Below are 11,569 nucleotides of genomic sequence, written 5' to 3' on the forward strand. Positions count from 1 at the left end.
CGCGCCACGATTGCACCGGCATGTATCAAGATTCACGGCCAGCTTCGGCTGCGGACCACGACAGGCGCACCTGCAATCCCCCCATATCAGCTTGACCAAGTGACAGGACGCAGCCATGCGTCTGGGCCATGCGTTGCGCGATGCTTAGCCCCAAACCAGCACCAGCCTGGTTCGGATCAAGCCTGGTCCCCTGCGAAAAGGCCGCGTCATGTTCCGATTGCGGGATGCCCGGACCATCGTCCTCGATGGTCAAAACCACATCCTTGCCGTCCTGCCCACCACGCACGGCGATCCGGCTTTCTGTCCACTTCACCGCATTGTCCAAAAGGTTGCCCAAAAGCTCGGTCAGATCAAACTCGTCAAACGGCAACATCAGTGGGCTGGGCAGCTTGATGTCCCATTGGATGTGCTCCGCACCGGGCTGGCGGCCCAGCGCCTTGTGAAGCCGCTCGACAATCGTGCTGACATCACTGCGACGCAACACTTGCTGACTATCACGGCTTGACGAAAGCTCGCGTTCGACAATGTGCTGGATACTGGTGATCTCCATCATCAGATCATCGGCCAGACCGTCATTACCCAGCCGCCGGACCTTCCGCTCGATCCCGTGCATAATCGTCAGCGGAGTCTTCAACCCGTGAGCAAGGTTCCCGGCCCGCGACCGGGCACGTTTCAACGCTGCATCATTGGCATCCAAGAGCTTGTTCACCTCATCGACCAACGGCAAAACCTCGGAAGGATAATCGGAAGACAACCGCTCTTTTGGGGATTGCGAGACATGTTGGACTTCAGACCGGATCTTTTGCAGAGGGCTTAACCCAAGTCGAACCTGGATCCAGCTCGCGGCAAACAAAAACAGACCCAGAACGGCCAGCCAGAGGACGGAATTCGTGGTGAAACGCGCTACGGATTCATCCAAATCTGCCCGACCAATGGCCACTGCCAAAAAGACTTCTCGGCGGGTTTCACCCTCCCCTACGGTGATCACCCAGTTGGCAACGGCCACAACTTCTTCGGTGTCGGTCGTTACGTCCGCAAAAGCAATCACACCCGGTGTCTGCGGACGATTCAGAACCAATGGAGACGCCCAGAATGATGGGGACAAAATCGGTTCAGCATCGTCGATCTGAACCTGCCAATAGAATCCCGACAAGGCCTGTTCGAACCGCGGGTCCGAAATGGGTGCCACCTCGATATCGCCCTCTGCGCTGACACTTACATTGCCACTCAGAAGGGTCAGATATGTCTCAAGCTCGCTGCGGGCGCGGTCTTCAAAGTAAATCCGAAAGAGGACATTGAAAACGATGGCAGTTGCGATCAGGGCCAACGCGGTTGCCAAAGCAGCAGATAGCAACAAGCGTAGACCCAGCGACATTTTCATGCCTCATCCCCGGCTATTAGATACCCAAAACCCCGGCGCGTTTCGATCACACCTGCCCCGATCTTGCGGCGCAGACGGCCAACCAAAACTTCGATTGCGTTACTGTCAGGTTCCTGATCGCGGTAGTAGATGTTTTCGACCAGCTCTTCCTGCGTGACCACTTGGCCGCGATGGTGAAGCAAGTAGTTCAGCAGCCGGTATTCCAGCGGCGTGACTTTCAGCGGACGCCCGTCGACCGAGACACGCATCTGGCGAAGGTCCACCCTCAAAGCCCCGGCTTCAAGGATCGTGGCCTTCTGCCCGCTCGAACGACGCAGAAGTGCGCGCAGACGTGCCACAAGCTCTTCCATCTGGAACGGCTTACCCAGATAGTCGTCAGCTCCCGCGTCGATGCCTTCGACGCGTTCATTCCAGTTGGCCCGGGCCGTCAGCAGGATCACTGGCAGATCCAGCCCTTCTTCGCGCCATTTGCGAAGTACCGACAGTCCATCGCGTTTGGGCAAACCAAGATCCAGGATCGCGGCGGCATAGCTTTCGGTACTGCCCAAGAACCAGCCTTCTTCGCCGTCATGGGCGATTTCAGGGATCAGCCCCTCGCTTTCCAGAACGTCTGCGATAAGCTCGGCGATTTTGTGTTCATCTTCAACAATCAGGATACGCATTCAGCACCTCTGCATGCTGGCGATCCGGCCCGAACCAGCGTCAACCGAGACCGAGATGACGGCGCCAGAGCGATTGACAATCATAACTTGAAAAACCGGCTTTCGTCCTTTTTCGGAGTATCCGACCTGCACCAGTTTGCCTGGATACCTTTTCTGTACGGTCTTCAGAACCTCTTGCAGCGGGCGTGCATCCCCGCGGGCAATCGCACGTTGGGCGCGCTTGTAGTCCTGGCGCGAAATCTGGGCGTTCCCCGACATCGAGGACCTTCGACACGCCCCCGGCCCACTTGGAACAGATGCGGCGCTGTTGGTCGTGTGCCCGGATCCGGTCGGGTCGCTTGGTCCGCTGGCACGGCTGGTTGGTGACGGGCGGGAAGCAGGGCTTGCTGGGGACGCCGGGCTGGCCCGTGAAGCCGGGCTGGCTGGAGATGCTGGTGAAGCCGGTGAGGCTGGTGAAGATCCCGACGATGCCCGCGCCTGACTCAGGCCAAACATCGCGGGAGCCATATAGGCGCCTGCTGCCCCCAGTCCAAGCCTTGCCAGAGCGGCACGGCGCGATATGCGCTTGCTGCTGGTCATTGTGCTGCGACGTCCGAAGCGGCTGGTGTTATCAAACGCGCCCGCGCCAAGTCATGCATCAGACCCGCGCTATCCTGAGCGATCTGTTCGATATCGACAGCCGGGAATGCTGCCGACAAAATCTCAACAACCTCTGTCAGATCAGTTGGCTCTTCTAGCAACTTCCAGATCGCCGATGAAATCGGGTTCAGACGGAAAATGCCGATCCCTGATCCATCCGCCAGGAAACACTCCTCGCCCACCACGCTTTCGGTCACACCAACGGCCTGCACATAGCACAGCCCCTTGTCGAATTTGGGTGCGGATTGACCCAGCTGATCCAGCGGTGCCTGACGGTCATCGGGGGCCAAATTGGTCACACGGGCGGCAGGAAGAGCCGCCAGATCCGGATGGTTTGATAGGTATTCAGCAGCCTCATCGGCACAGTGATAGCACAACTGGAAAATCGGCATGTTGCGCGTCAGCGTATCGATCGATCGCAGGATTGCCCCTGCATGACGTGTTCGGGCGAAATTTTGGGTGATCAGGCTGGCAATCGCATCCTCACGCGTCATCTCGGAAAGTTGCGGAGGGATCGGTTCGTCACGTCGATCAAGCACGACCATTGCTCCGAGGGGAAGGTTTTCGCCCCAAGGCGCAACCGGCAAATTGGCAAGGTATTTGTATTGACGGTTCGACGGGCCGGGATCTTGCGCGACGTCGTTTCGAAATGCCTCGCTGAAACTTTCTGGAACGGGCAGACGCAGGCGCGGCAATATCCCGTTGGCGATGCCAACACAGGTCCGCTTTTCAGGCTCTACGCGTACGGGCAGGAAATCATCGGTATAAAGGCGGCGACCCAAGCGCAACAAAGCGATGGCCAGCGTGCTTTTTCCTGCGCGTCTGGCGTTCGGCACAACCACCAGTCGCCCGCCGAAATCAATTGCCGCCGCGTGCAGGCACAACAGGCCCGGATCCGACCGCAATCGTTCCCACGCCATTTCCGCCACCAGATCACAGACAGCGTTCACATCGTCCCAGATACGCGGGGCATTGGGCGCATCTGCACATTCTACTTCCCAACGCTGTGGCCCGACCGAACGGATCGTCACAAAAGGAGGAGTACTCGAGGCGGTTTCCAGGATCCGATGCGGCCACGCGCTTAGGACCGTAGACAGAATGTCCCCGATCTCCGCCGCCCCTTCGAGTGCGACGGGATGCTGCAACCCTTCGAACTGCACATATTGCGATTCTGCCACGTCTCGACCCCAAATTACCGCTGCTCATGCTAGCGAATTTCCCCTGCGTTTCAACGCAATCCGCCCTGCCCACAATTCTCGTGCGGACAAGGCGTTTTTTCAGGTGGGAATGCTCCCGACCGACTTATTTGTCACAAACAGACACGCCATCTGCACGCGTGCGGACGGTTCCGCCAGAGTTTTCACATTGCGAACGCGTCATCGTTCTGGGGCGGCTTGGACCGCTGGACGAGCTAGGCGAGCTGACCGAGCTCGGCGACGACGACCCGGACGGGGAACTGGACCCCGATGCGCCCGAAGGAGCGCTGGCCGGGGATGCCGGCGACGGTGCACTGGCGGGCGACGGTGCGCTGGCGGGCGAGTTTGAGCTGCCGCCCGATGATCCGCTGGACCCCGAGGACGATGCGTGGGCAGCCGACAGCGTTGTCAGTGCCGGAACGGAATACGCGGTCAACGCAAGACCACCAATGCGGGTCAACGCTCTGCGCCGGGAAATCATTTTGTTATCTTCTTTGGTCATGTTTTCTGTCCTTCTCTGATGTTTGGCATGCCAAACGGCACTCTCCAGATTCGAGATAGCGCATCCTCCCTTTCAACCGTCTGAATGAGTTTGTCAGCGTTTTGTCAGGAACCAGGCGTTTAGTTCATTCGGTGACATGCAGAACCGGTGCTCAGTCCTTCTCATCCCGACAAACGTGACGACAATGCGGAACACACCGCGGTCATTACAGTGCCCCCAGCCATGGGCCTAAATTGGTTTAGAGTTGATATCTGTCCCGAGGCTATCCAGTCGCTGCCGTGGACAGCCCGTTCAACACGACGACACCCGCGATGATAAGACCAATACCAAGATAGGCATATCCATCAAGCGCTTGCCCGAACGCCAATGCGCCGATAAGCGTAACGCCCGCGATGCCGCCCCCTGCCCAGACCGAATATGCAACGCCAAGGGGCATGGTGCGAACGACAAGCGACATGACATAGAACGCGGAGCCGAAGCAGATCAGTGTCAGCCCGACATAGCCGAACTTGGTGAATCCATCCGACAGTTTAAGCGCCGTGGTTGCCAGGAGCTCAATAGCGATCCCGACTGACAGTAGTATCCAGTGCATCAATATTTCCTTTCGTTTCAAGTCATAAGCATGATCGGAGCTTAAAAGACGGCTCTACCCCCTAAACTTGGGGAACACTTTCGGATCGACGCTTGCCGCTGAAAGAAGACCGCCCCAAAGTGCTCCGGGTATTCCCGGACTGGCCACGTCCTGCCCTGCAAGGAATAGACCGGGAACCGGCGTTTTCGCCCGTAGCGCATCACACATGACACGGTCCGGCGTAACGTCGAGGCCATAGAACGCCCCCTTCCGATGTCCGGTGAAACTCACCGTCGAAAGAGGCGTGGCCAAATCCCGATAGACCACCAGATCGGCCAGATCTGGGAAATGGGTTTTGAACTGCGCCATCAGCGTGTCCTCAACCCGACGCTTGAATTCGGCATAGCTGTCGCCACGTTCGCCAGCGGGCAGCTCTGCCCATTTATCGACAGTGGACCAGTCAGCCCAGACCAGTAACTGGCCCATATGTTTTTGCTGCGGACCGGGGTCGTGGGCCGGGTTCTTAAGCGATCCGAAGGACGCGACCATGCAGGGCGGTGGGCCATCGGGCGCGGTGGTCCAAATCGCATCGACCTCTCCCGTTGGGTAAATCCAGTGGTTCGCTTTCGTTGCGCCAGCGGCCTCGATGTCGCCCTCGAAGCCCAAGAAAAGGGTAAAGTGTGCGATGCTCGAAGGCAGCCCGCGGATCTCGGCTTTCCAGTCCTCAGGCCCTATCCCCTCGGGCAGGAAGGCGTCGATGGTCTCGCGCGCACCAATATCCGAGATCACCGCATCAGCATGGATTTCCGTCCCGTCTTCGGTCCGAACCCCAACCACGGTGTCGCCGTCGAACAGAAGCGTGTCTACGCGAACTCCTGCACGGGCTTCGCCGCCGTGTTGAGTGATGGTCGGGATGATGTGATCTGCGAAGGCGGCGCTGCCGCCCACCGGATACCACGAGCCGCTCGGCAGATAGGCCCCGGCGATCAATGCATGCATTGCAAAGCTAGCTTTACTTGGGCGCCCACCATGGTCACCCCATTGCGCAGCCATCACGGCGGCAAGCTGGGGATTGTCGGTTAGTTCGTCGATGACCTCTTGCGTTGTCCGGGAGCACCATTTCGCAATTGCCCGACGGTTCCACCAATCCAGAACGTCCCCCGCAACCTCGGGCATCGCGCGGGTCGGGAAAATCTTTTCCATCGTTTCCAAACCTTCACGCAGCGCTTGGGTCCAAGCCTCGATCGCCTTCGCCTGATCGGGAAAGCGGTCCTTTAGGTCCCGTTCCTGCGCCTCATAGGGACGTGAAAGGGTCAGCGGTTCGGACGATCCGATATGCACCACGTCATAAATCGACCCCAAAGACGTGAACTCGATGGGTGTCATCGACAACCAGTTCAGCAATTCACGCGCGCGATCTTCCGGGGCTACCCCGCTTAGGTAGTGCACCCCCACATCCCAAGAGAACCCATCACGCGAAAAGCTGTGAGTCAGCCCTCCGAATGTCTGATGCTGCTCAAGCAACAAGACCTTGCGCCCGACTTTGGACAAAGCTGCAGCCGCCGCCATTCCGCCCATCCCAGATCCAATCACGATGGCATCCCAGTGGTCATGGTTTGCGTTACTCATTGCACTTCTCCTTTCATCTTTTGGACGCACGACCCATTGCCCGTGCGACTGTCTTTTCTGCGGCAAAGTCATGTGATGCGATAACTGCAAGATCCGGCAGGCGATCCCGCAGCCGACGGACCTTGGCGAACGATGCGAGAAGCATTCCTTTGTCACCTGTTCCGGGCAGGATATCCTGATCCAGCAACCCCGCCTCATAGGTCAGGTCGCCCACCAACAGGATCGGATCCCACCCGCCTTGGCGGATCAGCATCGATATGGAGCCGACCGTGTGCCCGGGCGTGGGCAACAAGATCATCGAACCGTCACCCGCCACGTCATAGATACCGTCGAACCCCTCGAAGAGCGGATCATCAGTAGGCTCGAACGCGATTTGCTGCCAGTTGGCCGACGGGATCTCGATATGCTCGCGCAGGATCCATTCACGTTCCGGGTTTGGTTCATGCAAGATTGACCATTCTCGGTCACTCACCAGTAGTTTGGCCTGCGGGATCTGGGCGATGCCGCCCACGTGATCGAAATGCAGATGGGAAATAATCGCTGTTCGAATGTCGCTGGCAGCGACGCCACGAGCGGCCAAGACGTGATCAACGCGGTCCTTTTCAGTCACGTGGAGCTGGAAAATTCGCGGCAGCAAAAAGCGCCCCACCGCCTGTTTGATATAGCGCGTATCGGACATGATCGCCGGATCAATTCCAGTGTCGAACAGCACCAACCCGTCGCGGTGTTCAATCAGGAAAAACTGTAAAGGCAAAGGCACCCAACGACGCCCAAAGAAAACCCACCAAAGCTGTGGCAGCCGACTGCCATAGCGATGCTCCTCGTGTTGCTCGGCATGCCCGCCATTCAAAACTCGAACCGAGGCAATCGGGTGATCAGCTTGAGGTAACCCAGCCAAGTGAAGTGTTCTGGAAACAGCCATATGCAACTCCCTAAAATCCGGGAACGGCCGCCTTTGACAACGAGGTCAGACGGTCGGACCTCACTAAACAATTCGGTTATCTCAAACGACATAGCATGGGGTAAAACTGATCGCATTGACGTGCGTCATGGCACCCCCGGAACCCTCTGTAGCATAACTATAATTGCTGGTTCCGCGGGTTGACCTCCCGCGTATTGCAGAGAGGTTTCACATGAAGGGTGCGGTGTTATTTGCGACCAAATACGGCTCCACGGCCGAGTATGCCGAATGGATCGGAGAGGCGGTTGGGCTGCCCGTGCAGGACGTCCGAACGCAAAACGTCGACCCGTCTCAATTTGATTTCCTGATCCTCGCAACCCCGGTGATTTACTACAGACTTCTGATCACGGATTGGGTGCAGAAGAACCTTTCGAAGCTCGACGGCAAGCCAATTGTTATGGTCACTGTCTCAGGTGCCCCGCCCGGTCCAAAGCTTGATAATTGGGTGGGTGACAGCCTGCCTCGGGACTTTCTTTCGAACGTCAGCCATGTCGCACTTCGCGGACGGCAGAATCCGAAAGACCTGACTTGGTTTGATCGGACCATGCTGCTTATCGCTGCGTGGAAAAACCCCGATCCCGTGGCCAGCCGGGAGGAACGCGAGGGGTTTGACTATATGGACAAGGCCAGCATCGCCCCGATTGTGGCATTGGTTGAGGAGTTGAGGTCGCAAGGCTCGACCGCACAGCAAGCCAGCATGAAAGAGTAGTGCATGCCATGACCAAAGCGACTGACAATATCGACAGCTACATCGGATCCGGTAGCGCCGAGGCCGCACCGCTTCTATCAGAATTGCGGGCGTTCATTCACGCCACCCTGCCCGGCGCCGCGGAAAAGATGCAGTATGGTGTCCCGACCTTTCTGAATGCCCATGGTGTTCCAGTGATCTATCTGTACGGATCAAAAAAGGGCCAAGTGAACTTCGGCTTTCTGAAAAGTTCTGAACTCAGCGACCCAGACAGTGTGCTGAGGGGATCTGGAACCCCAAGCAAACACATCCCCATCTTTTCAGGCAAACCGATTAACAAGGACATGCTGATCAGTTTCATCCAGCAGTGCGAACAACTGAAAGCTTAAGGTTGGTTATCTTCGACCATCCTCCACCACCTCGAAAAACAGACCCGCATGTGCCGTCACCCGATTGCGCAGCAACTTTCCCATCGCAGCTGCCGGGGTCCAGAACCCACCGCCGACGGGCAATTTGGCTTCATCTTCGGCAAGGCAGAGTGCTGCTTCCGTCAACATCAGCGTGGTCGAGCGTACGCCCGGATCGCCCTGACCGGTGATGCGGAGCTTCAGGATGGTGCCGTCGGGCAACTCCCCCACTTGCATGATCTCATAGGACCCGGTTTCCCGAACTTCCTTGCTTGGCCCCTCACCGGATTTCGGCAGTACATGGCGCTTGAGCATCCCGCGCGTCACCGGGATCGCCATGGCAATCAGAAGCGCGCGCCCGAAGATCGCATAGCGCAATGCCGCCCACCATCCTCCAAACCCGCCACGGGTCAACGCGGTTTCCTGATATCGAAAATCGCGACCATATGGATACCCCATGATCGCATTGCTGCGCCGCACAACCTTGGAATTCATCGGCCCCATGAAATAGGGCTTGGTCCACGCGTGCAGATCGGCATCCCACGTCACTTCGACCGGCATCATGCGATCCGGGCCATCGGGGCCCTGCCGCATGCCCTCGGGACATAGCGCGTATGGATCAACCGACAGCCGGTCAAATTCCGGATCGGTTTCGCGCAGGTGCATGGCATTTAGAAAACTCGCCGCTGTTCCCCCGCTGAAGCCGCCCTTCATCCGGGTCACACGGGTGGTCACACGTTTGCAGCATGTGCCGTGGCGGGACAGAGCAATCTCTTGCAGAAACTGAACGCCCAGATCTGAGGGGATCGAGTCATGGCCGCAAGCATGCACAATCCGCGCGCCGGTGTTCTGCGCCATCTGCTCGTGGGCGTCGATCATCGCCCGCATCCATTGCGGCTCGGCCGTCAGATCACAGTAATGCGTGCCGTTTCGCGCACAGGCCGCGACCAACTCGCTCCCGTAAAGTGCAAATGGCCCGACTGTCGAGACAACAACACGGGTTTGGGCTGTCATTGAGGCCATGAATGCTGCGTCGAGGCTGTCCCCCACCAAGATCGGGATGTTGGTGCCAGAGCCGGGCAATTCGGCGCGCACGGTCTCAAGCTTGCTCTGGTTCCGCCCGCCGATGGCAAGCCGAATGCCACATTCCTCGCTGCGTCTGGCCAGATGATGCGCGGCGCGGCGACCAGTGGCGCCGGTCGCCCCCCACAGCACGACATCGAACTCTCGTCCGTGCATTGGCGTGGGCGAGCCGCTAGCGGTTATCATTGGCATTTTGGACACCTGACTTGCGCAGCTCGCGCTCTGTCATCACGTCAACGATTGTTCTTTTGTCCTTTAACAGGAAGATCCCTGCGCCGTGCAGAACAATGGCAATCCCCCATCCCATCAGGGGCCAATGAAACCAGATTGTCCCTGATGAAGTCAGCAGATCGATAACCAACAACAATGACATCGCTGCAGCGTATACAACCAAGTGAACATAGAACCCGTATTTGGCCTCAGCGCGCTGTCGAGCTCTAGCGTACTCCTCCGTCTGTGTCATAGCTTGCTCCAAAGTCCATCATGTACAATGGAGAAAGGCTCTCACAATTTGAGCGAGTTCGCCGTGATATAAATCAACAGCCCTTTTGGATGTCGGTCGAACCCTGCCTAGATATCAGCACCGCCTCGGACCCGAGGACGCCAATTTTGTTGCCATATTCGACACACACGCTTCTCAGTCGCAGCACCTAGTTGGGGTAGCTGGTCGAGCGAATGCCATACCTGCCTCAAGCGGGTTTCCTTTGGCGGTGCTGGCCCCGCCTTTAGCGGCAACCAGCCTAACTCTGGTCAGTTCAAACGTTCGCCGCTTTCCGGTGCAAAGTAGGAGACTTTGCTCAGGTCAAATGCCAGCGGCAAGGTCTCGCCCGAGCGTGCGCTGGTTTCTGCGTGAAGACGCGCGGTGACTTGTTTGCCCCCCAGTTGTGAGACGACGTAGGTGTCAGCCCCTGCCGGTTCCACCATGTCGATAAGGCAATCGGCTTCTTGTACATCCTCACCGGCGCGGAAACCCGCTTCGGCGATGTCTTCGGGGCGCAGGCCCAGAATAACGTCTTCTGGCAAGTCCTTGGCGTGTGTATCGGTCAAAACCAACGGTTCCGCGCCGGAGCGTTCGATCTCGATCTTCGTGCCATTGCCATTGGCTTTGGCGCGCGCGGGGATCAGGTTCATCGCCGGGCTGCCCATGAAGTCCGCCACGAAAAGGTTGGCGGGGCGGTTATAGATCTCAGCAGGGCTGCCGATCTGCTGCACGATCCCGCCCTTCAGGACGACAATCTTGGTCGCCAAGGTCATCGCCTCGATCTGGTCGTGGGTCACATAAACCATGGTGGCGTTCAGGTTTTGGTGCAGTTTCTTGATCTCGGTCCGCATTTCGACACGTAGCTTGGCGTCGAGGTTCGACAGCGGTTCATCGAAGAGGAACAGCTTGGGATCGCGTACCAGCGCCCGCCCCATGGCCACACGTTGCCGTTGACCGCCCGAAAGCTGGCCGGGACGGCGCTGCAAAAGCGGTTCAATCTGCAGCTGCTGCGCCACTTCCTGAAGCTTTTGGTCCTGCGTTGCCGCGTCCACACCTCGCACTTTCATGCCGAACGTGATGTTCTTGGCCACCGACATGGTCGGGTAAAGCGCATAGGATTGGAAGACCATCGCGATGTCGCGGTCCTTTGGGCTGACGTGGGTCATGTCGCGCCCGCCGATGTCGATCGTGCCCGCGGTGATCGGTTCAAGCCCCGCGATGCAGTTCAAAAGCGTGGACTTGCCGCAGCCCGAGGGGCCGACCAGAACCAAGAAATCTCCCGGTTCGATCGCGACGTTGATGTCTTTCAGGATCTCGACGGACCCATAGTTCTTGTAGAGGTTTTTGATATCCAGAATAGGAGCCATGG

General features: G+C 58.1%; 14 protein-coding genes. 4 read left to right on the forward strand and 10 right to left on the reverse strand.

Features of this window, described 5'->3' with window-relative positions:
- Positions 1–25: 25 nt before the first annotated feature.
- From ACP15F_RS08620 to ACP15F_RS08630, 3 genes are read right to left on the reverse strand one after another with little or no spacing between them, the layout of a single operon-like run.
- Positions 26–1,381 carry a sensor histidine kinase gene (locus ACP15F_RS08620; protein WP_424940400.1) on the reverse strand — a complete coding sequence of 452 codons (1,356 nt, stop codon included), beginning with the start codon at positions 1,379–1,381 and terminating at the stop codon, positions 26–28.
- A complete protein-coding gene (locus ACP15F_RS08625; RefSeq protein ID WP_424940401.1) occupies positions 1,378–2,043 on the reverse strand; it encodes a response regulator transcription factor in 666 nt (221 codons plus the stop codon). The genes ACP15F_RS08620 and ACP15F_RS08625 overlap by 4 nt, the downstream gene beginning before the upstream one ends.
- Complete coding sequence (locus tag ACP15F_RS08630) at positions 2,044–2,301, reverse strand: PepSY domain-containing protein (RefSeq protein WP_424940402.1); 258 nt, start codon at positions 2,299–2,301, stop codon at positions 2,044–2,046. It lies immediately after the preceding gene.
- Positions 2,302–2,356: 55 nt separating this feature from the next.
- Between ACP15F_RS08630 and ACP15F_RS08635 the strand changes: the two genes are divergently transcribed.
- Positions 2,357–2,524 carry a hypothetical protein gene (locus ACP15F_RS08635; protein WP_424940403.1) on the forward strand — a complete coding sequence of 56 codons (168 nt, stop codon included), beginning with the start codon at positions 2,357–2,359 and terminating at the stop codon, positions 2,522–2,524.
- A 94-nt stretch (positions 2,525–2,618) separates the two neighbouring features.
- Here the strand turns inward: ACP15F_RS08635 and ACP15F_RS08640 are convergent, their stop codons facing one another.
- Positions 2,619–3,860, reverse strand: a complete 1,242-nt coding sequence (locus ACP15F_RS08640) for a PqqD family peptide modification chaperone (RefSeq protein WP_424940404.1) — start codon at positions 3,858–3,860, stop codon at positions 2,619–2,621.
- A 128-nt stretch (positions 3,861–3,988) separates the two neighbouring features.
- On the opposite strand from ACP15F_RS08640, the gene ACP15F_RS08645 reads away from it, so the two are divergent.
- Complete coding sequence (locus ACP15F_RS08645; RefSeq protein WP_424940405.1) at positions 3,989–4,399, forward strand: hypothetical protein; 411 nt, start codon at positions 3,989–3,991, stop codon at positions 4,397–4,399.
- 243 nt (positions 4,400–4,642) lie between these two features.
- On the opposite strand, the gene ACP15F_RS08650 is transcribed toward ACP15F_RS08645, so the two are convergent.
- Genes ACP15F_RS08650 through ACP15F_RS08660 form a run of 3 tightly spaced genes read right to left on the reverse strand, consistent with a single transcriptional unit; the run spans position 4,643 to position 7,502 of the window.
- Entirely contained in the window at positions 4,643–4,972 is a 330-nt protein-coding gene (locus tag ACP15F_RS08650; RefSeq protein WP_424940406.1) for a DMT family transporter, read from the reverse strand.
- A gap of 54 nt (positions 4,973–5,026) precedes the next feature.
- Positions 5,027–6,580, reverse strand: a complete 1,554-nt coding sequence (locus ACP15F_RS08655; RefSeq protein WP_424940407.1) for a phytoene desaturase family protein — start codon at positions 6,578–6,580, stop codon at positions 5,027–5,029.
- A 13-nt stretch (positions 6,581–6,593) separates the two neighbouring features.
- A complete protein-coding gene (locus tag ACP15F_RS08660; protein ID WP_424940408.1) occupies positions 6,594–7,502 on the reverse strand; it encodes an N-acyl homoserine lactonase family protein in 909 nt (302 codons plus the stop codon).
- Between the two features lie 223 nt (positions 7,503–7,725).
- Between ACP15F_RS08660 and ACP15F_RS08665 the strand changes: the two genes are divergently transcribed.
- The gene (locus tag ACP15F_RS08665; RefSeq protein ID WP_424940409.1) at positions 7,726–8,250 is read left to right on the forward strand and encodes a flavodoxin domain-containing protein; all 525 of its coding nucleotides are present in this window, start codon (positions 7,726–7,728) and stop codon (positions 8,248–8,250) included.
- A gap of 8 nt (positions 8,251–8,258) precedes the next feature.
- Positions 8,259–8,618: a DUF1801 domain-containing protein gene (locus tag ACP15F_RS08670; RefSeq protein ID WP_424940410.1), complete on the forward strand. Its 360-nt coding sequence runs from the start codon at positions 8,259–8,261 to the stop codon at positions 8,616–8,618.
- Positions 8,619–8,624: 6 nt separating this feature from the next.
- Here ACP15F_RS08670 and ACP15F_RS08675 read toward each other — a convergent pair whose 3' ends face one another.
- From ACP15F_RS08675 to ACP15F_RS08685, 3 genes are all read right to left on the reverse strand, one after another.
- Entirely contained in the window at positions 8,625–9,911 is a 1,287-nt protein-coding gene (locus ACP15F_RS08675) for a saccharopine dehydrogenase family protein (protein ID WP_424940411.1), read from the reverse strand.
- Complete coding sequence (locus ACP15F_RS08680; protein WP_424940412.1) at positions 9,892–10,182, reverse strand: 2TM domain-containing protein; 291 nt, start codon at positions 10,180–10,182, stop codon at positions 9,892–9,894. Before ACP15F_RS08680 ends, ACP15F_RS08675 begins: the two co-directional genes overlap by 20 nt.
- Positions 10,183–10,469: 287 nt before the next feature.
- A complete protein-coding gene (locus tag ACP15F_RS08685) occupies positions 10,470–11,567 on the reverse strand; it encodes an ABC transporter ATP-binding protein (protein WP_424940413.1) in 1,098 nt (365 codons plus the stop codon).
- Between the last annotated feature and the right edge of the window lie 2 nt (positions 11,568–11,569).

The organism is Aliiroseovarius sp. S253 (assembly GCF_049800855.1).
Lineage (GTDB): Bacteria > Pseudomonadota > Alphaproteobacteria > Rhodobacterales > Rhodobacteraceae > Aliiroseovarius.